The sequence below is a fragment of the Pseudomonas sp. zfem003 genome (assembly GCF_032621675.1).
Classification (GTDB): domain Bacteria; phylum Pseudomonadota; class Gammaproteobacteria; order Pseudomonadales; family Pseudomonadaceae; genus Metapseudomonas; species Metapseudomonas otitidis.
Map to the genome: position 1 here is coordinate 97,001 of NZ_JAVYJG010000001.1, position 25,901 is coordinate 122,901.

25 protein-coding genes are annotated in these 25,901 nt (G+C 71.8%); 12 read left to right on the top strand and 13 right to left on the bottom strand.

Going from position 1 to position 25,901, the window contains the following annotated elements; genetic code table 11:
• Positions 1 to 26: 26 nt before the first annotated feature.
• Genes phnE through RTK35_RS00540 form a run of 4 tightly spaced genes read right to left on the bottom strand, consistent with a single transcriptional unit; the run spans position 27 to position 3,257 of the window.
• The gene (gene phnE, locus RTK35_RS00525; RefSeq protein WP_074971395.1) at positions 27 to 794 is read right to left on the bottom strand and encodes a phosphonate ABC transporter, permease protein PhnE; all 768 of its coding nucleotides are present in this window, start codon (positions 792 to 794) and stop codon (positions 27 to 29) included.
• Entirely contained in the window at positions 791 to 1,618 is an 828-nt protein-coding gene (locus RTK35_RS00530; protein ID WP_316907084.1) for an ABC transporter permease, read from the bottom strand. Before RTK35_RS00530 ends, phnE begins: the two co-directional genes overlap by 4 nt.
• Positions 1,612 to 2,409, bottom strand: a complete 798-nt coding sequence (locus tag RTK35_RS00535; RefSeq protein WP_316907085.1) for a phosphonate ABC transporter ATP-binding protein — start codon at positions 2,407 to 2,409, stop codon at positions 1,612 to 1,614. The genes RTK35_RS00530 and RTK35_RS00535 overlap by 7 nt, the downstream gene beginning before the upstream one ends.
• Positions 2,406 to 3,257: a putative selenate ABC transporter substrate-binding protein gene (locus tag RTK35_RS00540; RefSeq protein ID WP_208275294.1), complete on the bottom strand. Its 852-nt coding sequence runs from the start codon at positions 3,255 to 3,257 to the stop codon at positions 2,406 to 2,408. The genes RTK35_RS00535 and RTK35_RS00540 overlap by 4 nt, the downstream gene beginning before the upstream one ends.
• Positions 3,258 to 3,915: 658 nt before the next feature.
• Here RTK35_RS00540 and selD point away from each other — a divergent pair.
• Both selD and mnmH read left to right on the top strand, forming a co-directional pair.
• The gene (selD, locus tag RTK35_RS00545) at positions 3,916 to 4,950 is read left to right on the top strand and encodes a selenide, water dikinase SelD (RefSeq protein ID WP_316907086.1); all 1,035 of its coding nucleotides are present in this window, start codon (positions 3,916 to 3,918) and stop codon (positions 4,948 to 4,950) included.
• Positions 4,950 to 6,053 carry a tRNA 2-selenouridine(34) synthase MnmH gene (gene mnmH, locus RTK35_RS00550; protein ID WP_316907087.1) on the top strand — a complete coding sequence of 368 codons (1,104 nt, stop codon included), beginning with the start codon at positions 4,950 to 4,952 and terminating at the stop codon, positions 6,051 to 6,053. The genes selD and mnmH overlap by 1 nt, the downstream gene beginning before the upstream one ends.
• A gap of 37 nt (positions 6,054 to 6,090) precedes the next feature.
• Here mnmH and RTK35_RS00555 read toward each other — a convergent pair whose 3' ends face one another.
• Positions 6,091 to 6,726, bottom strand: a complete 636-nt coding sequence (locus tag RTK35_RS00555; RefSeq protein WP_074971400.1) for a helix-turn-helix transcriptional regulator — start codon at positions 6,724 to 6,726, stop codon at positions 6,091 to 6,093.
• Between the two features lie 318 nt (positions 6,727 to 7,044).
• Here RTK35_RS00555 and RTK35_RS00560 point away from each other — a divergent pair, with 318 nt between their 5' ends.
• Both RTK35_RS00560 and RTK35_RS00565 read left to right on the top strand, forming a co-directional pair.
• Positions 7,045 to 8,583 carry a nucleobase:cation symporter-2 family protein gene (locus tag RTK35_RS00560; protein WP_044403046.1) on the top strand — a complete coding sequence of 513 codons (1,539 nt, stop codon included), beginning with the start codon at positions 7,045 to 7,047 and terminating at the stop codon, positions 8,581 to 8,583.
• Between the two features lie 197 nt (positions 8,584 to 8,780).
• Positions 8,781 to 10,529 carry an FAD-dependent oxidoreductase gene (locus RTK35_RS00565; RefSeq protein ID WP_316907088.1) on the top strand — a complete coding sequence of 583 codons (1,749 nt, stop codon included), beginning with the start codon at positions 8,781 to 8,783 and terminating at the stop codon, positions 10,527 to 10,529.
• Here the strand turns inward: RTK35_RS00565 and gspF are convergent.
• From gspF to gspG, 7 genes are read right to left on the bottom strand one after another with little or no spacing between them, the layout of a single operon-like run.
• Complete coding sequence (gspF, locus tag RTK35_RS00570) at positions 10,510 to 11,712, bottom strand: type II secretion system inner membrane protein GspF (RefSeq protein WP_316907390.1); 1,203 nt, start codon at positions 11,710 to 11,712, stop codon at positions 10,510 to 10,512. The genes RTK35_RS00565 and gspF overlap by 20 nt on opposite strands.
• Before the next feature lie 8 nt (positions 11,713 to 11,720).
• On the bottom strand, positions 11,721 to 13,139 hold the full coding sequence (gene gspE, locus RTK35_RS00575) for a type II secretion system ATPase GspE (RefSeq protein WP_107331504.1): 1,419 nt from the start codon (positions 13,137 to 13,139) through the stop codon (positions 11,721 to 11,723).
• On the bottom strand, positions 13,136 to 15,475 hold the full coding sequence (gene gspD / locus RTK35_RS00580) for a type II secretion system secretin GspD (protein ID WP_316907089.1): 2,340 nt from the start codon (positions 15,473 to 15,475) through the stop codon (positions 13,136 to 13,138). Before gspD ends, gspE begins: the two co-directional genes overlap by 4 nt.
• Positions 15,472 to 16,002: a type II secretion system protein GspM gene (gene gspM, locus RTK35_RS00585; protein ID WP_316907090.1), complete on the bottom strand. Its 531-nt coding sequence runs from the start codon at positions 16,000 to 16,002 to the stop codon at positions 15,472 to 15,474. The genes gspD and gspM overlap by 4 nt, the downstream gene beginning before the upstream one ends.
• Positions 15,992 to 17,128, bottom strand: a complete 1,137-nt coding sequence (gene gspL, locus RTK35_RS00590) for a type II secretion system protein GspL (RefSeq protein ID WP_316907091.1) — start codon at positions 17,126 to 17,128, stop codon at positions 15,992 to 15,994. The genes gspM and gspL overlap by 11 nt, the downstream gene beginning before the upstream one ends.
• Positions 17,125 to 17,970 (bottom strand): type II secretion system minor pseudopilin GspK, encoded by an 846-nt coding sequence (gene gspK / locus RTK35_RS00595; protein WP_208275325.1) that lies wholly within the window; start codon positions 17,968 to 17,970, stop codon positions 17,125 to 17,127. Before gspK ends, gspL begins: the two co-directional genes overlap by 4 nt.
• A gap of 20 nt (positions 17,971 to 17,990) precedes the next feature.
• Positions 17,991 to 18,419 carry a type II secretion system major pseudopilin GspG gene (gene gspG / locus RTK35_RS00600; protein ID WP_316907092.1) on the bottom strand — a complete coding sequence of 143 codons (429 nt, stop codon included), beginning with the start codon at positions 18,417 to 18,419 and terminating at the stop codon, positions 17,991 to 17,993.
• 245 nt (positions 18,420 to 18,664) lie between these two features.
• Here gspG and gspI point away from each other — a divergent pair, with 245 nt between their 5' ends.
• Positions 18,665 to 19,057 (top strand): type II secretion system minor pseudopilin GspI, encoded by a 393-nt coding sequence (gene gspI, locus RTK35_RS00605; RefSeq protein WP_316907093.1) that lies wholly within the window; start codon positions 18,665 to 18,667, stop codon positions 19,055 to 19,057.
• A gap of 5 nt (positions 19,058 to 19,062) precedes the next feature.
• Here gspI and RTK35_RS00610 read toward each other — a convergent pair whose 3' ends face one another.
• On the bottom strand, positions 19,063 to 19,488 hold the full coding sequence (locus tag RTK35_RS00610) for a type II secretion system protein N (RefSeq protein WP_316907094.1): 426 nt from the start codon (positions 19,486 to 19,488) through the stop codon (positions 19,063 to 19,065).
• 57 nt (positions 19,489 to 19,545) lie between these two features.
• Here RTK35_RS00610 and RTK35_RS00615 point away from each other — a divergent pair, with 57 nt between their 5' ends.
• The 7 genes from RTK35_RS00615 (at position 19,546) to RTK35_RS00645 (ending at position 25,884) form a co-directional block, all read left to right on the top strand.
• Positions 19,546 to 19,983: a GspH/FimT family pseudopilin gene (locus tag RTK35_RS00615; protein WP_044403072.1), complete on the top strand. Its 438-nt coding sequence runs from the start codon at positions 19,546 to 19,548 to the stop codon at positions 19,981 to 19,983.
• Entirely contained in the window at positions 19,980 to 20,591 is a 612-nt protein-coding gene (locus RTK35_RS00620) for a prepilin-type N-terminal cleavage/methylation domain-containing protein (protein WP_316907095.1), read from the top strand. The genes RTK35_RS00615 and RTK35_RS00620 overlap by 4 nt, the downstream gene beginning before the upstream one ends.
• A gap of 110 nt (positions 20,592 to 20,701) precedes the next feature.
• Positions 20,702 to 21,982, top strand: a complete 1,281-nt coding sequence (locus tag RTK35_RS00625; protein WP_316907096.1) for a zinc-dependent alcohol dehydrogenase — start codon at positions 20,702 to 20,704, stop codon at positions 21,980 to 21,982.
• Between the two features lie 14 nt (positions 21,983 to 21,996).
• Entirely contained in the window at positions 21,997 to 22,920 is a 924-nt protein-coding gene (locus RTK35_RS00630) for a DUF72 domain-containing protein (RefSeq protein ID WP_316907097.1), read from the top strand.
• On the top strand, positions 22,917 to 23,705 hold the full coding sequence (locus RTK35_RS00635) for an endonuclease/exonuclease/phosphatase family protein (protein ID WP_316907098.1): 789 nt from the start codon (positions 22,917 to 22,919) through the stop codon (positions 23,703 to 23,705). Before RTK35_RS00630 ends, RTK35_RS00635 begins: the two co-directional genes overlap by 4 nt.
• Positions 23,702 to 24,910: a cardiolipin synthase ClsB gene (gene clsB, locus RTK35_RS00640; RefSeq protein ID WP_316907099.1), complete on the top strand. Its 1,209-nt coding sequence runs from the start codon at positions 23,702 to 23,704 to the stop codon at positions 24,908 to 24,910. Before RTK35_RS00635 ends, clsB begins: the two co-directional genes overlap by 4 nt.
• Complete coding sequence (locus RTK35_RS00645; RefSeq protein WP_160480858.1) at positions 24,907 to 25,884, top strand: lysylphosphatidylglycerol synthase domain-containing protein; 978 nt, start codon at positions 24,907 to 24,909, stop codon at positions 25,882 to 25,884. Before clsB ends, RTK35_RS00645 begins: the two co-directional genes overlap by 4 nt.
• The last annotated feature ends 17 nt before the right edge of the window (positions 25,885 to 25,901 follow it).

The following is a 25,901-nucleotide window of genomic DNA, read 5'->3' on the forward strand; positions in this document are numbered from 1 at the left end:
CGCAGGTGGTTTTCTAGAAGCGCCCTTCAGGCCCGCACCCAGCGCTGGCGCATGCGGTCGCTGAGGGCGTCCACCAGCAGCACCAGGGCCAGCATGGCGAGGATCACGGTGCTGGCCTGGCGTTCCTGGAACAGGCTGAGGGTGGTGTAGAGCATTTGCCCCAGCCCGCCGGCGCCGACGAAGCCGAGCACGCTGGCCATGCGGATGTTGTTCTCCCAGCGGTACAGCATGTAGGCCAGCAACTGCGGCCAGAGGTTGGGCAGCGTGCCGTAGCAGAAGGCCGCCAGGTGGCTGCCGCCCTCCAGGCGGATCGCGTCGGCAGGCTCCGGCGGGGCGTTCTCCAGGGCCTCGGCGAACAGCCGGCCGAGCACCCCGGCGGTATGCGCCGCCAGGGCCAGGGCCCCGGCGTTGGGGCCGAGGCCGGCCGCCAGCACCATCAGCGCCGCCCACACCAGTTCCGGAATGGCCCGCAGGGCATTGAGCAGCAGCCGCGCCAGGGCCTTGCCCGGCCAGCCGAAGCGCCCGGCGGCGGGAAGTGCCAGGAGCAGGCCGAGCAGCGCGGCCAGGAGCGTGCCCAGGCCGGACATGGCCAGGGTTTCCAGCGCCCCCCGGCCCACCGCCTGGAGGTGCTCCAGGCCCAGGTCCGGCCGCAGGAAGCGCAGGGCGTAGTCGGCCATCTGCCCACCCACGCCCTCCCCCAGCAAGGCCTGGAGGTCGAGCCCGAGGTAGCGGAACGACCCCACCACGGCCGCCAGCAGGGCGAGGACGATGGCCAGGTCGATCACCCGCTTCATGCCAGCCTCCCGCGCAGCAGGCGGCTCAACTGGTCCGCCAGCCACACCAGCAGCAGGAAGGTCAGCAGCATGCTGGCCACCTCGGCACCGGCGAACATGCGCATCGACAGGTCGATCTGCTGGCCGAGCCCGCCGGCACCGACGAAGCCCATCACCACCGAGGCGCGCACGGCGCACTCCCAGCGGTACACGGTGTAGGACACCAGCTCGCCGGCGGCGCTGGGCAGGATGCCGTAGAAGAACGCCGACAGGCGCCCGGCACCGGCCTGCATTAGCGCATGGGCAGGCCGCTGGCCGACCGATTCGAAGATTTCCGCGTAGACCTTGCCGAGCATGCCGCTGTAGGTGATGGCGATGGCCAGCACCCCGGCGGTCGGCCCCAGGCCCACGGCGCGGACGAACAGCAGCGCCCAGACGATCTCCGGCACGCTGCGCAGGAACACCAGCAAGGCCCGCACCGGCCAGCGCAGCACCAGCCCGAAGGTGCTGGGCCGACCGCTGCGGGAGGCAGCCGACAGCGACAGCGCGCGGCTGGCCAGCAGGCTCATGGGCACCGCCAGCAGCAGCGCCAGTGCCATGCCGGCGGTGGCCACGGCGAGGGTCTGCAGGGTGGCGTCCAGCAGCAACTCAAGGAACTCGGCGCCGTGGGCCGGCGGCCAGAACCCGGCCAGGAAGCCGCCCATGGCCTGGCGGCTGTCGGCCTGGAACAGCACGCGTGGGTCCAGTTCGGCCAGGCGGATGCCCGGCCACAGCACCAGCACCGCCAGCAGCCCCAGCAGCAGGCGCGGCAGGAAGGCCGGATCGCGGGTGTCGCGGCTCAGCATCGGGGGATCTGCACCGGGGCGGGCGCGGCGCCGGCGGCCTGTGGCGAGGCGATACCGGCGTTGGCGTAGAGCGCGTCCAGGCGTTCAGGGGTGACCTGGGCGGCCGGCAGGTCGAAGGCCAGGCGGCCGTCGCGCACGCCGATCACCCGGGGGAAGTGCGCCAGGGCCAGCTCCACGGCATGCAGGCTGGCCACCAGGGTGACGCCACGCTCGCCAGCATGGCGGCAGAGGGTCTCCAGGGTGTGGTCGGCCAGCACCGGGTCCATGGCCGAGACCGGCTCGTCCGCCAGCAGCAGTTCGGGTTGCTGGTACAGCACGCGGGCGATGCCGACCCGCTGCAACTGGCCACCGGACAGCTGGCCGCACTGGGCGAAGAGCTTGTCCGCCAGGCCGAGGGTGGCCAGGGCCGCACGGGCACCGGGCACATCCCGTGGGTGCAGCAGGCTGGCCAGCCCGCGCAGGGTGCCCCAGCGCCCCAGGCGCCCGGCAAGCACGGCAGTGACCACCCGCTGGCGCGACGGCAGCGGCGGCGCCTGGTGGATCAGCCCGATGCGCGTGCGCAGGCGCTGGCGGGCGCGGCCCGAAAGGCGCCAGGGCGTCTCGCCGAGCAGCTCCACCGTGCCGCTGTCGGGCTGCAGGGCGGTGGCCAGGAGGTTGAGCAGGCTGGACTTGCCGGCCCCGGAGGGACCGATGACCGCCACCCGCTCGCCGGCCCCGATGTGCAGGTCGATGCCGTCCAGGGCGCGGACCTGGCCGAGGCGCAGGCCCACGCCGGTGAGGCGGACGGTCATTTCAGCAGTTCGGCGGCCCGGGCGGCCTCCTCAATGCCCTTGTAGTTCTCGGGCTGGGTCTCGATGAAGCGGCTGGCGGCCTGCAGGTCGAGGATCGCCTTGTGCTCCGGGTTGGCCGGATCGAGGGCGAGGAAGGCGGCCTTGATCTTCTCGGCCAGGGCCGGGTCGAGGGTGCCGCGCACGGTCCAGTTGTAGTCGTAGTAGGTCGGTGTGGTGGAGAGCACGCGCACCTTGGCGGTGTCCACCTTGCCGGCGGCCACCAGCTTCTCCCAGACGCTGGCGTTGAGCACGCCGCCGTCCACCTTGCCGGCCTGGACCCAGGCCACGGTGGCGTCATGGGCACCGGAATAGGCCACGCGGCTGAAGTAGGTCTCGGGCTTGATGCCGTCCTTGAGCATGAAGAAGCGCGGCATCAGGCTGCCGGAGGTGGAAGACACCGAACCGAAGGCGAAGCTCTTGCCCTTGAGGTCGGCCAGGCTCTTCACCTCCGGGTTGGCGGTGATGAACTTGCTGGTGAACTGGGCGTCCTGCTCGCGCTGGACCAGGGGGATGGCATTGCCGGTCTTCAGGCGCACCTGGACGAAGGTGAAGCCGCCGAGCCAGGCCAGGTCCAGGCGGTCGGTGGCCAGCGCCTCGACCACCGCCGGGTAGTCGGCCACCGGCACGAACTGCACCTTCATGCCCAGTTGCTGCTCCAGGTAGGCGCCGAGCGGCTTGAACTTGCGCAGCAGCTCGGTGGGCGCTTCATCGGGGATGGCACTGACCCGCAGGGTTTCGGTGGCCTGCACGGCCAGGGCGGAACAGGACAGGGCAAGGCCGGCAACGAGGGCCAGGGTGCGCTTGAGCATGCTGATTCTCCGGTTCAATAGCGGAAGGATCGGGGGAGATGGGCGGCCACTGCGGGCGCCGCGGCGGAATTATAGGAATCGCGGGCGCAAAGGCCAGTGTTGCAGGGGCTTTCTATCTCGACTTTCAAAGCCCTTGGAGCCCCTTCCCGCCTCTCTTTCCGAAAGGAAGAAGACACGGGCGTACGCTGGACTTCTGCTTGGAGAGGAAGGTGAGGCAGGGAAAATGCCCCTTCAGGAGGCCGAGCGCAGTCGTTGCGCAGGGGGACGAGCGGCATGGATGCCGAGAGAGGCGCGCCAGGCCATGGATGGCCCATCGCGCCGGCCCCCGGACGCTGCTTGCAGCGAACGCACTTCAGTGCGGCCCGAAGGGCGAGCGAAGCGAGTAGCAACGATGGAGCGAGGGAAGTCCCGCGAAGCGGGACCCGGATGCAGGGGCGAGCCCTTTTGGTTACTTTTCTGGGCGATTGAGAAAAGTGACTCGCCTGGGAAGGCGAAACAGGTGACATCAACAGAACTGGTTAAGCAGCATGAGCACACGGCTCGTTACAGGGACCTAACCCAATGGACATCCAGAGGATGTCTATTGCCGCAGCGGCGGCCCGGTGAGTTTCCCAGCGGCCTGATAGAATCCGCCGCCACGATTTCAGTGAGGTGCGACATGAGCGAACCCATCCGCCTGACCCAGTACAGCCACGGCGCCGGCTGCGGCTGCAAGATCTCCCCCAAGGTGCTGGAAGTGATCCTCGCCGGCAGCGGCGCGCAGAACCTGGACCCGCGCCTGTGGGTGGGCAACGCCTCCCGCGACGACGCGGCGGTCTACGCCCTGGACGAGGAGCGCGGGGTGGTCTCCACCACCGACTTCTTCATGCCCATCGTCGACGACCCCTTCGACTTCGGCCGCATCGCCGCGACCAACGCCATCAGCGACATCTACGCCATGGGCGGCGACCCGCTGATGGCCATCGCCATCCTCGGCTGGCCGGTCAACGTGCTGCCGCCGGAGGTCGCCCGCGAGGTCATCCGTGGCGGCCGCGCGGTGTGCGACGAGGCCGGCATCCCCCTGGCCGGTGGCCATTCCATCGACGCTCCCGAGCCGATCTTCGGCCTGGCCGTCACCGGCGTGGTGGACAAGCGCCACATGAAGCGCAACGACACCGCCACCGCCGGCTGCCGCCTGTACCTGACCAAACCGCTGGGCATCGGCATCCTCACCACAGCGGAGAAGAAGTCCAAGCTGCGCGAGCAGGACCGCCACCTGGCCCGCGACTGGATGTGCACCCTGAACCGCCCGGGCAGCCGCTTCGGCAAGCTGGCCGGCGTCCACGCCATGACCGACGTCACCGGTTTCGGCCTGCTCGGCCACCTGGTGGAAATGGCCGACGGCAGCGGCTTGACCGCGCGCATCCGCTACGACGCGGTGCCGCGCCTGCCCGGCGTGGAGCATTACCTGGCCGAGGGCTGCATCCCCGGCGGCACCCTGCGCAACTTCGACAGCTACGGCGATCGCATCGCCCCGCTGGACGAGGCCCGTCGCCACCTGCTCTGCGACCCGCAGACCAGCGGCGGCCTGCTGGTGGCAGTGGCGCCGGAGGGCGAGGCGGAGTTCCTCGCCGTGGCCCGCGAACTGGGCCTGGACCTGGCGCCCATCGGCGAACTGGCCGAGCGACAGAGCCACGCGGTAGAGGTGGAGTGATGCGCGAAAACACCACCGACTACCGCCGCCTGTTCCTCGAGGGCGTGCCGATGATGGACGCCCGTGCACCGGTGGAGTTCGCCAAAGGCGCGTTCCCCGGTGTGGTCAACCTGCCGCTGATGACCGACATCGAGCGGCAGAAGGTCGGCACCTGCTACAAGCAGCAGGGCCAGCAAGCCGCCATCGCCCTCGGCCATCAGCTTGTCAGCGGCGCCACCAAGGCGGCCCGCATCGAAGCCTGGGCCGCCTTCGCCCAAGCCCACCCCGATGGCTACCTCTATTGCTTCCGTGGCGGGCTGCGCTCGCAGATCGTCCAGCAGTGGCTGAAGGACGAGGCCGGCATCCAGTACCCGCGCGTCACCGGTGGCTACAAGGCGATGCGGACCTTCCTCATCGAGACCCTCCAGGCCGCCGTGCACGAGTGCGACTTCGTGCTGGTGGGCGGCCTCACCGGCACCGGCAAGACCGACGTCATCCAGGCCCTCGGCAACGCCCTGGACCTGGAAGGCCACGCCAACCACCGGGGCTCCAGCTTCGGCCGCCGCGCCACCGCCCAGCCGGCGCAGATCGATTTCGAGAACGGCCTGGCCATCGACCTGCTGCGCAAGCGCGACAGCGGCATCGGTCAGTTCGTGCTGGAGGACGAGGGCCGCGTGGTGGGCAGCTGCAACCTGCCCATGGAGCTGTACCAGGGCATGCAGCAGTACCCGCTGGTGTGGCTGGACGACAGTTTCGAGAACCGCGTGGAGCGCATCCTGCGGGACTACGTGATCGGCCTGTGCGCCGAGTTCGTCGCCCTGCACGGCGAGGAAGCCGGTTTCGAGCAGTTCGCCGCACGCCTGCGCCAGGGCATGGCCAACATCCTCAAGCGCCTGGGTGGCGAGCGCCACAAGCGCATGACGGCGATCCTCGACGAGGCGCTGCAACGCCAGCAGGCCAGCGGCGAGGTGGACCTGCACCGGGGCTGGATCGAAGGCCTGCTGCGGGAATACTACGACCCGATGTACGCCTTCCAGCGCGAAGGCAAGGCCGCGCGCATCGAGTTCGCCGGCGACCAGGCCGCCGTGCTCGACTACCTCCGCCAGCGCCCGTCCCGGCGCTGACCCCCTACCCCGCGCCCGGCAACTTCGGGCGCGAGGCTCACTTCAGGCGAACGCGGTAGACGCAGCGATTGGCATCGCTCAGCAGGTGCTGCTCGCGCTCCACCTCGGCGTCGGCACCGATCACCTCGCGGAACAGCTGTAGCTCCGAGCGGCAGAACCCCTGGCAGACCGTGGCTGCTGCGCAGATCGGGCAGTGGTCCTCGATCAGCAGCCAATCCGCGCCATCGGCCTCCACCCTCGCCATGTAGCCCTCGCGGGAGCGCACCTCGGCGAGCTGCTGCAGGCGCCCAACCACGCTGTCGGCCTGGCAGGCCTGGCGGTAGAGCGCACGGGTCTCGCACTCGCGCTGGCCGATCAGGCGGTCCATGCCCTCCTCCCCGAACAGCTGCCTCACCGAGGCGATCAACTGCACGGTGAGCTGCGCGTGGGCATCGGGGAAGCGCCGGTGGCCGGCCTCGGTGAGCGCCCAGCGCTGGCGCGGACGCCCGGCCCCGCTGATGGGCGCCTGCTGGCCCTCCAGCAAGCCGCCCTGGGCCAGCTTCTGCACCTGCTGGCGGGCGGCCTCGGGGGTCAGCTCCAGTTCCTCGGCCAGTTCGGCGGTGGCCAGCGGGCCCCGGGTCTTCACCAGCATCAGGATGCGGTCGGCCGTGGAGGTGGCGGAGTCGTCGGTCATCGGCGGGGCTTTAGGCAAGAAGGGGCTTGCATATTAGAAGGGCATTCCGGCCAGTGTCGAGCGCATTCCCCGTGTCAGCGAACGGCCTTCCCGCAGATTTCCTGACCGTTCGTCCAGCTTCACGGCCACGGACGCTTTTCGGCCCTTTCAACGAATCCGCTCTGGAACGCAGGTTTCACGCGCTCCTACGCCAAAGCGCCGACTGGCCGGTCGCAAATCGCACACAGGGTGCTGAATTTTATGTATACAACCATCTGGAAACATTGAGACAAAAAGCACTACAGTGCGCGCACAACGACAAGAAGTGAGTGCACCTCCATGAAAAACACCGCTACGACCGCGCCCGCAGCACAACGGCCGGAAGATGAAAAACTCAGCGTCGGCGCCAACCTTGCGTACGGCATGCAGCACGTCCTGACCATGTACGGCGGCATCGTTGCCGTACCGCTGATCCTCGGTCAGGCCGCCGGCCTCTCCCCCGCCGAGATCGGCCTGCTGATCGCCGCCTCGCTCTTCGCCGGTGGCCTAGCCACCCTCCTCCAGACCCTCGGTGTTCCCTTCTTCGGCAGCCAGATGCCCCTGGTCCAGGGCGTGTCCTTTGCCGGCGTGGCGACCATGATCGCCATCCTCCAGAGCGGCGAAGGCGGCGGCATCCAGTCGGTGCTCGGTGCGGTGATGGCAGCCTCGCTCATCGGCCTGCTGATCACCCCGGTGTTTTCCCGCATCACCAAGTTCTTCCCGCCGCTGGTCACCGGCGTGGTCATCACCACCATCGGCCTGACGCTGATGCCGGTGGCCGCGCGCTGGGCCATGGGTGGCAACAGCCAGTCGCCGGAGTTCGGCAGCATGGCCAACATCGGCCTCGCCGGGCTCACCCTCGCGGTGGTCCTGCTGTTGAGCAAGGTGGGCAGCGCCACCATCTCGCGCCTGTCGATCCTGCTGGCCATGGTGATCGGCACCCTGGTGGCCATGTCCCTGGGCATGGCGGACTTCTCCAAAGTCTCCGAAGGACCGCTGGTGGCCTTCCCCTCGATCTTCCACTTCGGCATGCCGACCTTCCATGTGGCCGCCATCATCTCCATGTGCATCGTCATCATGGTGACCCTGGTGGAAACCTCCGCCGACATCCTCGCCGTGGGCGAGATCATCGGCACCAAGGTGGACTCCCGCCGCCTGGGCGACGGCCTGCGTGCCGACATGCTGTCCAGCATCCTGGCGCCGGTGTTCGGCTCCTTCACCCAGAGCGCCTTCGCCCAGAACGTCGGCCTGGTGGCCGTCACCGGGGTGAAGAGCCGCTACGTGGTCGCCACCGGCGGCCTGATCCTGGTGACCCTCGGCCTGCTGCCGGTGATGGGGCGCATCATCGCGGCGGTGCCCACCTCCGTGCTGGGCGGCGCCGGCATCGTGCTGTTCGGCACCGTGGCCGCCAGCGGCATCCGCACCCTGGCCAAGGTGGAATACCGCAACAACATGAACCTGATCATCGTCGCGACCTCCATCGGCTTCGGCATGATCCCGATCGCCGCGCCGACCTTCTACCACCAGTTCCCCGGCTGGTTCGAAACCATCTTCCACTCCGGCATCAGCTCCGCCGCGATCATGGCCATCGTGCTCAACCTGGTGTTCAACCACTTCACCGCCGGCACGCCCGACCAGCCTTCGGTGATCGCTGCCGGCCGCGAGCGCCAGCTGCGCTACACCGACATCGCCTGCCTGAACGAGGGTGACTACTTCCAGAACGGCAAGCTGTACGACGCCGCCGGCAATGAAGTGCCTCTGTGCGAGGACGACGACCACCACCCCGCGCCACGCAGTGCCGGGCGCAGCAGCAAGGCGGCGGAACCCAGTAGTGCGTGACGGCTTGCCTGCTCTGAAGAACCCCGTCCTTTGACGGGGTTTTTCATTGGGCGGCAGGGCCCAGCGGGTTACCGGGCCTGCTGGAAACGCCTGTTCATTTCCGTTCGCTGACCGCCCACTGCCCACCCCACCTGATTGGTCCCGCCCCGGGTGCCCCCATAGAATATGGAACCTCGTTCCACATTCAGGAATATCCCATGCTCACACCCGCTTCCCCTCCCCTCGAATGCGACCTGCTGGTCATCGGTTCCGGTGCTGCCGGGCTGGCGGCGGCGGTTACGGCGGCTCACCACGGCAAGCGGGTGGTGCTGGTGGAGAAGGACCCGGTACTGGGCGGGGCGACGGCCTGGTCCGGGGGCTGGATGTGGGTGCCGCGCAACCCGTTGGCGCGCCGGGCCGGGATCGACGAGCCCCCCGAGCAAGCCCGCACCTACCTGCGTCACGTGCTGGGTGAGCACTACCGCGCCGAGCTGGTGGATGCCTTCCTCGATCACGGCCCCGAGATGGTGGCCTTCTTCGAGCAGCACACCGCCCTGCAGTTCGCCGATGGCAACGGCATTCCCGACATGCATGGCGATGCTCCCGGTGCGGCCACCGGCGGACACCAGCTGATCGCCGCGCCCTACGACGGCCACGCGGTGCTGGACCTGCTGCCCCGCCTGCGCACGACGATGCGGGAAACCTCGTTCCTCGGCATGCCGATCATGGCCGGCACCGACCTCGCCGCCTTCCTCAACCTCACCCGCTCGCCCCGTGCCTTCCTCCACGTGGCGCGCCGTGTGAGCCGCCACCTGTGGCACCTGGCCCGTCATGGTCGCGCCCTGCAGCTGGTCAACGGTGTGGCGCTGGTGGCGCGCCTGGCCCGTTCCGCTGAAGACCTGGGGGTCACCCTGCTGACCCAGGCCCCGGCCCGGCGCCTGCTGCTGCAGGCAGGCCGCGTCAGCGGCGCGGTGATCGAGCAGGACGGCGTCGAACACAGCATCCGCGCCCGTGCCGTGCTGCTGGCCACCGGCGGCTTCGCCCATGACGCCGAGCGACGGCGCGAGCTGGTGCCGCACGAGCGCAACGGCCAGGCCACCCTGGCCCTGCCGCCGCCCGGTTGCAGCGGCGACGGCCTGCGCCTGGGCGAGTCCGCCGGGGGCGTGGTGGCCCGCGACCTGCGTGCACCGCTGGCCTGGGCGCCGGTGTCCGAGGTGCCGCACGGGGACGGCAGCACCGGGCACTTCCCGCACATCATCGAGCGCGGCAAGCCCGGGGTGATCGCCGTGCTGCCCAGCGGCCAGCGCTTCGTCAACGAAGCCCACGGCTACTACGACTACGTCGACGCCCTGCTGCGTACCACGCCGGAAGGCGAACCGGTGGTGTCCTGGCTGGTGTGCGACCACCGTTTCCTCCGCCGCTACGGCCTGGGCCACGTACGCCCGGCACCGCTGCCGATCGGCGTGCACCTGCGCAGCGGCTACCTGAAGCGCGGGGCCACGCCCGAGGCACTGGCAGCCGCCTGCGGCATCGACCCCGCCGGCCTGGCCGCTACCCTCGCCGCCTACAACCGCCACGCCCGCGACGGCCAGGACCCGGCCTTCGGACGCGGCAGCACCGCCTTCAACCGCCGCAGCGGCGACCCCGGGCACCCCGGGCCCAACCCCTGCGTGGCCCCCATCGAGCACGGGCCGTTCTATGCGGTGAAGGTGCTGCCCGGCTGCTTCGGCAGCTTCGCCGGGCTGCGCACCGACGGCCATGCACGGGTGCTGGATGCCCGGGGCCAGCCCATCGCCGGGCTCTACGCCGCCGGCACCGACATGGCCAGCGTGATGGGCGGGCACTACCCCTCCGGCGGCATCAACCTCGGCCCGGCCATGACCTTCGGCTACATCGCCGGGCGCCACGCCGCCGGGCTCGATGCCCCGGCCCGCAGCCCGCGCGCGGTCACTGAACCAGTTGGTTGATCTCGATGATGGGCAGCAGCACGGCCATCACGATGGTCAGCACCACGCCGCCCATCACCACGATCATCAGCGGCTCCAGCAGCGCCGTCATGCCCAGGGCGCGCCGCTCGATGTCCCGCGACAGCGTCTGGGCCGCGCGCTCCAGCATCGGCGGCAGCGCGCCGGTCTTCTCCCCGCTGGCGATCAGGTGGATGAGGATCGGCGGGAACACCCGCCCCGCCTTCAGCGCCACCGCCAGCCCCACGCCTTCGCGCACCGCCAGGGAAGCCTGGGCCACGCAGGCCGCCAGGCGCGCGTTGGAAAGCGTCTCCCGCGCTGCATCCAGCGCCCGCAGCAACGGCACCCCGGCGCCACCGAGGATGGCCAGGGTCGAGGCGAAGCGGGCCGTGTCCACCCCCAGCACGAAGCGCCCCACCAGCGGCAGGCGCAGCACCCGTGTGTGCCAGGCCAGGCGTGCCGCCGGGTTCTGCAGGTAGCGCCGCCAGCCCCAGCCGGCGGCCACCAGGGCCGCCGCGCAGGCCAGGCCCCAGGCACGCACGAAGTCACTGGCCTGGAGCATGGCGCGGGTCAGGCCCGGCAGGTCCTGGCGCGCCTGGGAGAAGGCGCTGACCACCTGGGGCACCACGAAGCCGAGCAGGAAGACCACGATGCCGATGGACACCACCCCCACCACCGCCGGGTAGATGAACGCCGTCAGCACCTTGCCGCGCAGGGCGTTGCGCTCCTCCACGTAGTCCGCCAGGCGCTCCATCACCTGGGCCAGGTCGCCGGACTCCTCGCCCGCCGCCACCAGCGCGCGGTAGATGGCGGGAAAGTCCCGTGGCCGCGCCCCCAGGGCATCGGCCAGGCGCACCCCGCTGCGCACATCCCCCCGCACCGCCTCCAGGGCTTCGGCCACGTGGCGCCGCTCGGCCTGTTCCAGGGCCGCGCTGAGCGCCGCCTCCAGGGGCATGCCGGCGCCCAGCAGGCTGGCCAGCTGGCGGGTGGTACCGGCCAGTTCGGTTTCCGACAGGCGCGGCGCCAGCCAGCCCGCCGAAGCGGCCGGCGCTGCCGGGGCCACCTCCAGCGGCACCAGTCCACGCCCGCGCAGGGCCGCCAGGACCCCGCGCTCGCTGTCGGCCTCCAGCACGCCAGTCTCGATGCGCCCGCCGGCGTCGGCGGCCTCGTAGCGGTAGCGCTGCACGTCCATGTTCAGGTGTCCCGGGTCACGCGTAGGATTTCCTCCCGCGTGGTGGTGCCGTCGAGCACCCAGCGCTCGCCGTCGTCGCGCATGCTGGCCATCCCCGCCGCCCGCGCGGCCTGGCGCAGCACCTGCTCGGCGGCGCCTTCATGGACCAGCGCCCGGGCGCCGTCGTCCATCACGAACAGCTCATGGATGCCGGTGCGCCCGCTGTAGCCGGTGTGGTTGCAGGCCGTGCAGCCCACCGCGCGCCAGCCGCCGGGCTGCAGCGGGTCGGGCGCCTTGCACTGCGGGCAGAGCCGCCGCACCAGGCGCTGGGCCAACACCCCCAGCAGGCTGGAGGCCAGCAGGAAGGGTTCCACGCCCATGTCCACCAGGCGGGTCACGGCGGAGACGGCATCGTTGGTGTGCAGCGTGGCCAGCACCAGGTGCCCGGTGAGGGACGCCTGCACGGCGATCTGCGCCGTCTCCAGGTCGCGGATCTCGCCGATCATGATGATGTCCGGGTCCTGCCGCAGCAGCGCCCGCAGGGCCAGGGCGAAGGTCATGTCGATGCGCGCGTTGACCTGGACCTGGCCGATCCCCGGCAGGTCGTACTCCACCGGGTCCTCCACGGTGAGGATGTTGTGCACGCTGGCATCCAGCCGGGCCAGGGCGGCGTACAGCGTGGTGGTCTTGCCCGAGCCGGTGGGCCCGGTGACCAGCACGATGCCGTGGGGCTGGCGGATCAGCCCGTCCAGCCGCGCCAGCAGCCCCGGCGCCATGCCCAGGCGCTCCAGGCTGAGGCGCCCGGCCTGCTTGTCCAGCAGGCGCATCACCACCCGCTCGCCGTGGCCGGTGGGTACCGTGGAAACGCGCACGTCGATGGGCCGACCGGCCACTCGCAGGGCGATGCGGCCGTCCTGGGGCAGGCGTTTCTCGGCGATGTCCAGCTGCGCCATGATCTTGATCCGCGACACCAGCGCCGGGTGCAGCGCCTTGCGTGGCGCCACCACGTCGCGCAGGGTGCCGTCCACCCGGTAGCGCACCACGGCGTGGCTCTCGAAGGGCTCGATGTGGATGTCGCTGGCGCCGTCCCGCGCGGCCTGGGTCAGCAGCGCGTTGATCATGCGGATCACCGGCGCACCGTCTTCCGCCTCCAGCAGGTCGGTCACCTCGGGGATGTCCTGCAGCAGGCGGTCCAGGTCCACCTCGCTCTCCACCGCGCCCACCACCGCCGCCGCACTGCCGGTGTCGGCGTAGGCCCGGGCCAGGGCCTGTTCCAGCTCGGCATCGCTGACCGGCTGCAGCCGCGCCCCGGCGAACCGCCGCAGCGCCTCGCCGATGGCCCAGCCGGGGGTGGCCTCGCTGATCAGCAGCACCGGCTCGTCCGTGCCGCCCTCCAGCAGCACCCGCTGGGCCCGCGCCCAGGCATAGGGCAGGCCGCTCACGGCTGCTCCCCCGGGGCCAGCGGCACGGCACGCATCGGCCTGGGCTGTGCCGGTGGCATGGCCTGGGCGGCCGGCGGCAGCTGCGGCGCCTGCATGTCGTCGAGGGACCAGCGCCGCACCGGCTGCAGCGCGCCCTGGGCGCGGCGGATGTAGTCGTAGCGGTTGAGGGTGATGCCCTGGCCGGTGGCGGCATCGCGGACGATGTAGGGCCGCAGGAACACCATCAGGTTGGTCTTGCTGCGGGTGCGCCGGTCACTGCGGAACAGCGCCCCCACGCCCGGCAGCGCCGAGAGCCCGGGGATGGCGTTGCTGGTCTCGGTGTAGCCGTCCTGCAGCAGGCCGCCGAGCACCATGATCTGGCCGTCGTCGAGGAGGATGCTGGTGTCGATGGCGCGCTTCTGGGTCACCGTGCCGGCGTCGCTGGTGGCGCGCTCGTCCACGCTGCTGACCTCCTGGTAGATGTCCAGCTTCACCGTGCCGCCCTCGGAGATCTGCGGGCGCACGTTCAGCCGCAGCCCCACCTCCTCGCGCTCGATGGTCTGGAACGGGTTGTTGCTGTTGCCGCCGCCGTTGGTGACGTAGTTGCCGGTGACGAAGGGGATGGTCTGGCCGACGAAGATGCTCGCCACCTCGTTGTCCAAGGTCAGCAGGTTCGGCGTCGACAGCACGTTGGTGCCGCCCTTGGCCTTCAGCGCCCGGGCCAGCACCTTCAGGTCCAGCACCCGGCCGACACCGGGGATGTCCACCCCGCCGGAGGCCTTGCCGATGTTCAGCCCGCCGGGCAGCACGTCCAGGCTGTTGCGCGCGGTGGTGGTGAGACCGGAGCCGCCCAGCCTGGCACCGCCGAACCAGCCGTTGGCGAGGTCGCCGGCCTGCCACTGGATGCCGAACTCGCTGGCGTCGTCCTCGCTGACCTCGACGATCAGGCTCTCGATCACCACCTGGGCGCGGCGCTGGTCCAGCAGGTCGATCACCTCCCGCAGGCTGCGGTACAGCGGCTCGGGCGCGGAGATCAGCAAGGTGTTGGTGGTGGTGTCGGCCTGCACCGTGGCGCCCCCGGCGGAAAATGCCACCGGCGCTTCCACCCCGTGGGCCTGGCCGCTGGCGGTCGGGGTGGTGGCGGTTACCGCCTGGCTGCCGCTGCGGGACGGGGTGCCTGTGCCAGCGGACTGCCGGGTGCTGCCGGCCTGGCCCTGGCCGCCCAGTTCGCCGCCGTTGAGCCGCTCGCGGGTGCCGTCGCCCTGCCCGCCGCCGGCCTCCGCCTCGCCGGTGAGCAGCCCGCGCAGGGCCTGGGCCAGCTTGTTGGCCTGGGCGTTGCGCAGGTACACCACGTGGAGGTTGCTGGGGTTGCCCTGGGCGCTGTCCAGGCGGTCGATCAGCTGCCGCGCCAGGGCCGTGCGCTCCGGGCTGCCGGTGCGCAGGATGACGCTGTTGGAGCGCGGGTCGCCCACCGCCCAGACCTTCTGCCCGGCATCGCCGCCGGGGGTGTCCATCAGTTCGCCGAGCATCGCGGCGATGTCGGTGGCGATGCCGTTGCGCACCGGCACCACGTCGGTGTCCACCGAGCCCGGCACGTCGATGTTGGCGATGATCGCCGCCACCCGGTCGAGGTTCTCCGCGTAGTCGGTGACCACCACGGTGTTGTTGCCGGGGTAGGCGTTGATCGGGTTGTTCGGCGAGACGATGGGCCGCAACACCGGGATCAGGTTCACCGCGTTCTCGTACTGCAGGCGGTAGGTGCGGGTGATCATGCCGTTGCCCGCCGCGCGGTCACCGTCGCCCACCGGCCCGCCCAGCAGCTTGGCGTCCGCCTCGGGCACCACCTGGCTGACCTCGCCCGCCTCCACCACCGAGTAGCCCTGCATGCGCAGCGCCGCCAGCAGCATCCCGTAGGCGGTTCGCGCCGGCACCGGCCCTTCCGAGACCAGGGTCAGCTGGCCCTTGACCCGGGGATCGGCGAGAAACTGCCGGCCGGTGGCGCGGGACAGCGCCCGCAACACCGCCGGGATGTCCGCCTCGACGAAGTTCAGCTGCACCGGCTGCTCCCCCAGGCCGGACGCCCCGCTGCCCGCTGCCGGGCGCGGCGCAGACGGCCCTGGTGCGTGGGCCTGGCGCGCCCGTGCCTCGCGTTGCTGCTGTTCCAGCTGGGCCTGGCGCCGCTGGCGCTCGGCCAGGGTGTCCACCGCCGGCCCCGGCGCCACCAGCGGGCGCCCCAGTTCGCTGGGGGCCGGCAGCACCGGCGGCACCTGTGCGCCGCCCTGGCTGCAGGCGGCCAGGACCGCCACCAGGCCGAGCAGCGCCGGGCCCTGCCAGCCGCGCCAATTACGTTTTGTCATGATCCTTCCCCTGTGCCTGGCGCCCTGTCCAATTCGATGACACCCGTGAGCCGGCCTTCCGCCGCCTTTCCATCGCGTTCGCCATCCCGCCGCAGGCGGACTTCGCGCACCCGCACCGGCACGCTGGGCAAGCCGCCCAGCAGCCACTCCATCAGGGCCGGCGCCGGGGCGCCGTCCAGTTGCACCTGCCAACGCCCCGGCTCGCCGCCGAGGCGCACGTGTTCCGTCAGCCCGGCCCGCTCCAGGGTCTCGCGCAGGCGGGTGTCGGCCTCCCCGGGGGGCAGCGCCTGGCCCACGCCCGCCTCCGCCAGCACGGTTTCCAGGGTCTGCGCCTGGGCCCGCAGACGCGGCAGCTCCGCCTGCCAGTGGTCGATGCGCTGCAACGCCGGGTCCACCAGGGCGAACCACAGCAGCAACGGCGGCAGCACCAGGGCCGCCACGCGCAGCACGCGGCGCTCGCGGGGGGCCAGCCGCTGCCAGGCCTGGCGCGCCTCGTCGTAGCGCTGCTGCAGGGCTTCACGGTTCATCGCGGCGGGCCTCCGGGGCCGGTGCACGGCGCAGGGTCCAGCCATCGGCCACGGCCTCGCCCTCCAGGCCGGCGGGGGCCAGGGTCGCCTGCCAGTCGGCCGGCAAGGGGCTGGCGCTGCGCGCCGGGCGGATCAGGTGCAGGGCGCCGTCGGCGTAGTCCAGCCCCTCCAGGCTGCCGGCCGGCAGCGCCAGGGCCAGGCCGGCCTGGCGCAACAGGCTGTCGAAGCCGTCCGCCCCCGGCGCCTGCCCGGCCAGGCGGGCGTCGCGCTGCTGGCGGGCCTGCTGCAGCGGGTTGAGCACCACCGGCAGCTGCGGGAAGGCCTGGCGCACGCGCTCGTTCATCTGCCGGCGCAGGGCCTGGCCCTGCTCGGCGAGCTGCGCCGCGTAGAGGTTCAGGCCCAGGGTCCAGACCAGCGCCGCCAGGGCGCAGCAACCCAGGGCCCGCCCCCAGCGCGCCGTGCCTTCGTGGCGCGGGGCGGCACCAGCTGCCAGGTCGAGGGTGCCGGCCGGCCCCTGCCAGGCGGCTTCGACGGGCAGCGCGGCGACACCCTCGGGGCCGCCTGGCCCCAGCCAGTGCCAGCGGGTGGGGTCGGGCTGCTCGGCCAGGGCCAGCGCCGGCAGCGGGTGCACCCAGCCGTGGTCCGGCCCGCTGCGTGCCACCAGGTAGCCGTCCAGGCACTGGGCGCTGACCTGGCCGGGCGGCGGCAGCGGCAGGAAGAACGGTGCCGGCACCAGGCGGAAGCGAACCCCCGCCAGCAGGCGTTGCAGCCGTGCCAGGGCCGGGCGTGCCAGCCAGGCCAGTTGCACCTGCCCGTCGGTCTCGCGCGGGCCATGGGCCAGGTGCAGGGCATCGCGCCCTTCCAGGGCCAGGCCGTCCAGGGCACAGGCGGCCGCAGCGGCCAGGCGCGGGGCCGGCAAGGGCGGCAGCGCCACCCGCGCCAGCAGGCTGTCTTCGGGGTGCAGGCGCAGTTCCAGGGGTGCGCCGCGCAACGTGGCGGCCAGCGTCGGGAGCGCTACCGAGCAGGGCAAGGCCTGCTCGCGTGCTTCCAGCCAGAGGCCCTCCAGCACGCTGCCGGGCTCCAGCAGGCGCAAGGGCGGCAGGGCCAGGCGCAGGCGGCGCTTCATGCGCCCACCCGCGACCAGACCACCCGCGCCGCGCCGTCCTCGGGGCGGAACAGCAAGGCCTCCAGCGGCCACTGGCGGCTGCCGACGCGAACCTGGCCCTGCAGGCGGAACCATTCGCTGGTGATGCCCAGGCGCACCTGCTCGGTGTCCAGCTGCGGCAGGCGCAGGCGATTGAGCAGATCGCCGCTGTTGATGAAGCCCTGGCCCCGGTCACGCTCGGCCACCAGGGCGCGGGCCCGCTCCAGGCCGAGGCCGGGCACCCGCGCGGCGATCACTTCGGCCGGCGCAGTGTTGCCGTTCACCCAGCCGGGCAGTGGCAGCACGGTGACGAAGGGCGCCAGCCGCGCCAGCGCGCGGGGCTCCACCCCCGGCGCGCCGGCCAGGTCCTCCAGGCTGCGCGGGCGCGGCAGGCGGGCCTCGCCGTAGGCGGCCAGCAGGCGCTGTTCCAGGGCGGCGAGGGTCGCCGGGGCGACGCCGAGGCTGGCCCCCAGGCGCTGGAAGGCGGCCTGCTCCAGCGGATCGAGCTGGCCCTCGTGCACCAGGCTGGCGAGGTTGAACAGGCCCTGCTCGTCCAGCAGGCGCCCGTCGAAGGCGGCGCTGTCGGTCACCGGCAGCTGCCAGCCACGGGCCCAACCCTGATCCAGCCGCGTGGCCGGGTCCTGCTGCCAGGCCTGGCGCAGGCGCTGCAGGCCGAAGGCCGTGGCGCTGCGGGCCACCCACTGGGCCGCCTGGCGCTCGCCCTCACCTTCCGCCAGGCGCACCAGCCGCGCCTGGCGGGCCAGCAGGCCGGCGGCGATCACCGCCACCAGCGCCGCCACCAGCAGCGCGCTGATCACCGCCATGCCCCGTTGCCGGTCCACGTTCAGAGCTGCCAGGAGCCGATGTCGGCGTTCACGCCCTCGCCTTCGGGCTGGCCGTCGGCGCCCAGGGAGAACACGTCCACTTCGCCGTTGGCGCCCGGGTTGAGGTACTGGTAGGGCCGGCTCCAGGGGTCGTTGGGCAGGCGTTCGAGGTAGGCGCGCCAATTGCTGGTGGCGGCGTCGGCAGGCTTTTCCACCAGCACCTTCAGGCCCTGGGCCTGGCTGGGGTAGCGGCCCTGGTCGAGGCGGTAGAGCTTGAGGGCCTGCATCAGCCCGGCGATGTCCTGGCGGGCGGCGGTGGCACGGGCCTGGTCCGGCCGGTCGAGCACCTTGGGCACCACCATCGCGGCAAGGATCCCGAGGATCACCACCACCACCATGATCTCGATGAGGGTGAAGCCTCGCTGGGAGGCCAGGCGCACGCCATCCATATCCGTTACTCCTCGCTGCAGTCCTTGCCGGTCGGCGGGCTCTTGCCCGATCAGATGCAGCGGATTGTTCCAAGCGGATATGTCAGACCGATTGAAAATCCTCGGGAGCTTGGCGGCCCCGGCGGCCCTGGGATACGGCTCTCGGGACTGTGCCTGGCGCCCGGGGACCGCCTCCTCCTGAGCATTGGTCGCCGTTTCGTCAGCTGACCCGGCTAGGGTCGCGGGCACAGCCTGGAGAACGCGCGATGACCCGATTCCCCCGCCGCGACGCGGCCGGCTTCACCCTGGTGGAAGTGCTGGTGGCCCTGGCCATCGTCGCCGTGGCCATGTCGGCGGCGGTGCGCGCCGCCGGGGTGGCGACCCAGGGCAGCGGCCTGCTGCGGGACCGTTCGCTGGCGCTGCTGGCGGCGCGCAGTGAACTGGCCGAGGCGCAGTTGCAGGGCCGCCTGCGCGGCGGCCGCGAGGTGCGCGACTGCGACCAGGGGCGGCTGCGCCTGGCCTGCGTGCGCGAGGTGACGCGGGACGGCGAGCTGTTCAACCTGCGCCTGGAGGTCCACCCCCGGGACGCCGACGGGCCGCCGTTGGCCCGCCTGAACGCCCGCCTGCCGGCGCAGGACGCCGGGACGGTGCGCCCATGAGGCGCTCAGCGCAGATCCGGCAGCTCCGGCCCCTGGGCCAGGCGCGGAATGGCCAGGCGCTCGCGGCGCTCGCCCCGGCGGATGACCACGGCATCGGGCTCGATGGCCTCCAGCCACACCCCCTCGGCCAGCGGCTCGCCGACCAGGAACGGCTGCGGACTGCTGCCGTCCACGGCGAGGATCGCCACCCGCCCACGCGGGCCGGCGAACAGCCCGGTCACCTGCAGGGTGACGCTGTCGCTGCGCCGGGCGAACCAGCGGGCCGGCTGTTCCGGCACCGCCACCTGCACGGCCGTGGCGCTGCTGGCGCGGGCCTCCAGGGGCGGCGGGTCGCTCAGCAGCAGGTACCAGGTGGCCAGCCCTGCCAGGGTGGCGAGGATGGCGGCGCCCTGCACCAGGGCGGCGGGGGCGGGTCGGCGGGTCCAGTGCATGGGGCGGTCCTCCCTGAGGTCAGGCAGCCGACCCTAGCAGGCGATCTTCACGGTTTTGTGTCACGGGCTCGGGGTTTCACCCTGGTGGAGCTGATGGTGGTGCTGGTGGTGATCGGCATCGCCAGCGCCGCCGTGGGGTTGAGCATCCGCCCCGACCCGGCGCGCCTGCTGCGGGACGAGGCGCGGCGCCTGGTGCTGTTGCTGCAGGTGGCCCAGGACGAGGCCCGCAGCAGCGGCGAGGTGATCGCCTGGGAGGCGGACGAGCGCGGCTACCGCTTCCGCCGCCTGGGTGCGTCGGCCGGCAGTGCCCTGGACGGCGATGCCACGCTGCGCCCGCGCCCCTGGCAACTGGCCGGCGCGCGGGTGCGGGCGACCCCGCCCCGGCTGCTGCTGGACGCCGAGTGGCTGGGCAGCCCGGCACGGGTGGAACTCTCCGACGGGCTGAACCGGGTCGCCCTGGTGCGCGGCGCCGACGGCCGCCTGGAGCTGGAATGACGGCGCGCCAGCGGGGTTTCACCCTGATCGAGGTGATGGTGGCGATCCTGCTGATGGCGGTGGTGGCGCTGATCGCCTGGCGCGGCCTGGACAGCGTCAGCCGCGCCGACGAGCACCTGCGCCTGGCCACGGAGCGGGACGACGCCCTGCTGCGTGCGCTGAACCAGCTGCAGCGGGACCTGGACCAGCGCGCCGGGGTGGAGCTGGAACCCCCGCGCCGGGCCGACGAGCCGCCGCCCCCCGCCGAGCGCCTGGCGGCGGTGCAGGTGCGCGGCGGCGGGCGGCTGCTCACCCGCCTGGAGCTGGTGCGCCGCGCCCCCGGCCAGCCCGGCGCCCTGCAACGGGTGCGCTGGTGGGTGGAAGGCGGCGTGCTGCGGCGCGCCACCTCCGCCCCGGCACAGCGCTACCCGCTGCCGCCCCTGGGGCGCGCGGTGACGGTGCTGGAGGGTATCGGCGACTTCCAGCTGCGCACCTGGGCCGAGGGCAGCGGCTGGCACGCCCTGGCCGGTACGCCGGTGCGCAATCCCCGGGGCCTGGAGCTGCGCTTCAGCCGCGAAACGCCCCAGGGGCGCGAGCGCTACCGCCAGGTGTTCGGCCCGCTGGACTGAGCCGCCCGCCCGGGCAGAAAACCTGAACCCCACCGCCCTGCCCCAGTCGGACTCATCAGGTGGCCGGGCACGACCCCGGCCGGTCCCGGAGCCAGACAGGAGCAGCCAGCATGAAGGCCGTGGTTTTCCATGACGTGGGCGACATCCGCCTGGAGGATGTGCCCGAACCCACCTTGCAGGCCCCGACCGACGCCATCATCCGCCTCACGGCCTCGGCCATCTGCGGCACCGACCTGCATTTCGTGCGCGGCAGCGTCAGCGGCATGGTCAAGGGCACCATCCTCGGCCACGAGGGCGTTGGCATCGTCGAGGCCCTGGGGGAGGACGTGCGCAACCTGCAGGTGGGCGACCGGGTGGTGGTGCCCTCCACCATCGCCTGCGGCAACTGCAGCTACTGCCGGGCCGGCTACTACGCCCAGTGCGACGTCGCCAACCCCAACGGCAAGGAGGCCGGCACCGCTTTCTACGGCGGCCCCGCCGCCACCGGTCCGTTCCACGGGCTGCAGGCGGAGAAGGCGCGCATCCCCCACGCCAACATCGGCCTGGTGCGCCTGCCCAGCGAGATCAGCGACGACCAGGCCATCCTGCTGTCCGACATCTTCCCCACCGGCTACTTCGGCGCCGAGATGGCCGAGATCACCCCCGGCGACACCGTGGCGGTGTTCGGCTGCGGGCCGGTGGGCCAGTTCGCCATCGCCAGCGCGTTCCTCTTCGGCGCGGCGCGGGTGTTCGCCGTGGACCACCGGCCCGACCGCCTGCGCATGGCCCGCCAGCAAGGCGCCGAGGTGATCGACTTCGACCGGGAAGACCCGGTGCAGGTGCTGCGCCGGCTCACCGACGGCATCGGCGTGGACCGCGCCATCGACGCCGTGGGCGTGGACGCCGAGCACGGGTGCGCCAGCGGCAGAGCGCAGCGCCAGGAAATGGCCGAGCTGACTCCGCGCACCCACCCGGACGGCGCCAACTGGCACCCCGGCGACGCCCCCAGCCAGGCCCTGCAATGGGCCGTGGAGGGCCTGGCCAAGGCCGGCACGCTGTCCATCATCGGCGTCTACCCGCCCCAGGCGCGGCACTTCCCCATCGGTCTGGCGATGAACAAGAACCTCACCCTGAACATGGGCAACTGCCACCACCGCAAGTACATCCCCCGGCTGATCGAACTGGTGCTGGCCAAGCGCATCGACCCGGCGCGCATCCTCACCCAGGTCAAGCCCATGGGCGACGCCATCGAGGCGTTCAAGGCCTTCGACCGGCGCGAGGCCGGCTGGATCAAGGTGGAGCTGCATCCCCAGCGCCACGGCTCGGCCGGCCCTGCCGGCGAGGAGCAGGTGAAGGACGCCGAACAGGTGGCCGGCGCCCTGCAGCGGGCCATCGACGACCGCCAGCGCTGACGGGGGGGACGCCCATGGCTTGCGTACGCATCGGCATATCCGGCTGGCGCTATGCCCCCTGGCGGGGCGACTTCTACCCCGAGGGGCTGGCGCAGAAGCGCGAGCTGGCCTTCGCCGCCCGCGCCGTCGGCAGCATCGAGATCAACGGCAGCTTCTACGCCCTGCAGACCCCGGAGCGCTATGCGGACTGGGCGGCCCAGACGCCGGAGGATTTCGTCTTCAGCGTCAAGGCGCCGCGCTTCATCACCCATGTGCGGCGGTTGCGCGACATCGAGGCACCGCTGGCCAACTTCATGGCCTCGGGCCTGTTGCGCCTGGGGCCCCGGCTGGGCGCCCTGCTCTGGCAGTTCCCGCCCAGTTTCCGCTTCGATGCCGAGCGCTTCGAGGCCTTCCTGGCGCAGTTGCCCCACGACGGCGAGCAGGCCCTGGCGCTGGCCCACCAGTGCGAGCCGCGCATGCACCGCGAGGGCTACCTGGACCTGGCGCCGGGCACCCGCCTGCGCCATGCGGTGGAGATCCGCCACGAGAGCTTCCGCAGCCCGGCCTTCATCGAGCTGCTGCGCCGCCACGGGGTGGCGCTGGTGGTGGCGGACACCGCCGGCAAGTGGCCGCTGCTGGAGGACCTGACCACCGACTTCGTCTACCTGCGCCTGCACGGTGACAAGACGCTATACGCCAGCGGCTACAGCGAGGAGGCCCTGGAGGCCTGGCAACGGCGCATCGAGGCCTGGCAGCGGGGCCGGCAGGTGCCCGACGCGCGCCTGGCCGAGCCCGACCCGCTCACCGAGGGCGGCTCCCGGGACGTCTACTGCTACTTCGACAACGACCTGAAGGTGCGCGCGCCCTACGACGCCCGCCGCCTGCTGGAGCGCCTGGGGCTGGACCGGGACCTGGCGGTGCGCCCGGGCCAGCCGCCGGCCGAGGGGGTGCTGCCATGAGCCTGGCCCCCGGTCGCCCGTTGCCCGGGCTCGACGGCGCCGAGGCGGTGCGGCGCCTGCGGATCATCACGGTGAACACCCACAAGGGCTTCACCGCGCTGAACCGGCGCTTCATCCTCCCGGAGCTGCGCGATGCGGTGCGCACCCTGGGGGCGGACCTGGTGTTCCTGCAGGAAGTGCTCGGCACCCACCGCCGCCACTCCCGGCGCTACCAGGACTGGCCGCCCACGCCGCAATACGAGTTCCTCGCCGACAGCATGTGGGGCGCCTACGCCTATGGCCGCAACGCGGTCTACCCGGACGGCGACCACGGCAACGCGCTGCTCTCCAAGTTCCCGATCCTGCGCCACGAGAACCTCGACGTGTCCATCGCCGGCAACGAGGAGCGCGGCCTGTTGCATTCGGTGCTGGAGGTGCCCGGGCACGACGAGGTGCACGCCATCTGCGTGCACCTCGGGCTGCGCGAGGCCCATCGCCAGCAGCAGCTGGCCCTGCTCTGCGATCGGGTGGCGGGCCTGCCTTCGGAGGCGCCGGTGATCGTGGCCGGTGACTTCAACGACTGGCGCCAGCGCGCCGACCCGGTGCTGGCCGCCTGCGGCCTGCGCGAGGCCTTCGTCGAGGCCCATGGCGCGCCGGCACGCAGCTTTCCCGCGCGCTGGCCGCTGTTGCCGCTGGACCGCGTGTACCTGCGCAACGCCAGCGCCCATTCCCCCCAAGTCTTGCGGCAGCGGCCGTGGTCGCACCTGTCCGATCACGCCCCGCTGCTGGTGGAGGTGCACCTGTGAGTTACCCATGGCGCGACGGCAACCAGGTGGAGTTGCTGATCAATGGCGAGGCCTTCTTCCCCCGCGTGTTCGAGGCCATCGAACACGCCCGCCACGAGGTTCTGCTGGAGACCTTCATCATCTTCGAGGACAAGGTCGGCCAGCGCCTCAAGGAGGCCCTGCTGGCCGCCGCGGCCCGGGGCGTGCGGGTGGAGGCCACGGTGGACGGCTACGGCACCGCCGACCTCGGCGAGCGCTACGTGGCCGAGCTGGCGGCCGCCGGAGTGAACCTGCGCATGTTCGACCCGCAGCCCCGGCGCTTGGGCCTGCGCACCAACCTGTTCCGCCGGCTGCACCGCAAGCTGGTGGTGGTGGACGGCGAGCTGGGCTTCATCGGCGGCATCAATTTCGGCGCCGACCACCTGGCCGACTACGGCGAGATGGCCAAGCAGGACTACGCGGTGGCCCTGCGCGGCCCCATCGTCGCCGACCTGCACCGGGTCTGCCGCGACCTGCTGGCCCATGCGCCGGAGCCGCCCAGCTCCGTGCCGCCGCCGACGCCGCGCCAGGTGGGGAGCTCGCGCCTGCGCCTGGTGCTGCGGGACAACGCGGCCCACCGCAACGACATCGAGGAGCAGTACCTGGAGGCGCTGCGCAGCGCCCGCCAGCGCCTGGTGGTGGCCAATGCCTATTTCTTCCCCGGCTATCGCCTGCTGCGCGAGCTGCGCAACGCTGCGCGCCGGGGGGTGAAGGTGACGCTGATCATGCAGGGCATGCCGGACATGCCCATCGTCCGCCTGTGCTCGCGGCTGCTCTACAACTACCTGCTGCGCGACGGCGTGGTGATCCACGAATACTGCCGCCGCCCGCTGCACGGCAAGGTGGCGCTGGTGGACGGCGAGTGGGCGACGGTGGGCTCCAGCAACCTCGACCCGCTGAGCCTGTCGCTGAACCTGGAGGCGAACGTGGTGATCCGCGATGCGGCGTTCAACTGCCAGTTGCACGACCACCTCACCCAGCTGGCCCAGCAGCACTGCAAGGCGGTGACGCTGCAGCGCATCACCCGGGGCCACTGGTGGCGTGCGCCGCTGATCTTCCTGTGCTTCCACTTCCTGCGGCACTTCCCCGCCCTCGCCGGGCTGCTGCCGGCGCATTCGCCGCGGGTCGAACCGGTGACACCGGTGGAGCCCAAGGACGCGGTGCTGGAACAGGAGCAGGCCCGATGAATCGCCAACGCTGGTTCACCTGGGGCAAGCGGGCGTTGACGGTGTTCTTCTTCTGCCTGGTGCCCGTGCTGCTGTTCCTGCTGGTGAAGAACATGGACTGGGACGAGGTCGTCCGCGCCCTCTCCGCCTACAGCGCCGGGACCCTGGCCCTGGGCCTGGCCGCGTGCGTGGCGAGCTACGCCACCTATTGCTGCTTCGACCTGGTGGGCCGCCACTACACGGACCACAAGCTGCCGGCGTGGCAGACCTTCCCGGTGACCTTCGTCTGCTACGCCTTCAACCTCAACCTGAGTTCGTGGGTGGGCGGCATCGCCATGCGCTACCGGCTCTATTCGCGCCTGGGGCTCGACGTGCCGACCATCACCCAGGTACTGAGCCTGAGCCTGATGACCAACTGGCTGGGCTACATGCTGCTGGCCGGCTGCGTGTTCGCCCTGCGCCTGGTGGAACTGCCGGAGAACTGGAAGATCGGCGAGACCGGCCTGCAGGTGATCGGCGTCGTGCTGGTGGCGCTGTCCCTCGGCTACCTGGCCGCCTGCCGCTTCGCCAGGCGCCGCACCTGGCGCATCCGCCAGCAGGAGCTGACGTTGCCGAGCCTGCGCATGGCTTTGGTGCAGGTCGGCCTGGGGATGCTGAACTGGGCGCTGATGGCGCTGCTGATCTACGTGCTGCTGCCACCCCAGGCGTTCTACCCGACGGTGCTCGGCATCCTGCTGATCAGCAGCATCGCTGGCGTGGTCACCCATATCCCCGCCGGCCTGGGGGTGCTGGAGGCGGTGTTCATCGCGCTGATGCAGCACCAGTTCGCCAAGGGCACCCTGCTGGCAGCGCTGATCGGCTACCGGGCCATCTACTTCCTGCTGCCACTGGCGGTGGCCTGCGTGGTCTACCTGGTGCTGGAGCGCCGGGCACGCCGGCTGCGCCGCGTGGACTGGCGCGAGGACAAGGGCGAGCCGGCCCAGGCGAAAGGCTGAGCGGCGGGCCGTAGCCC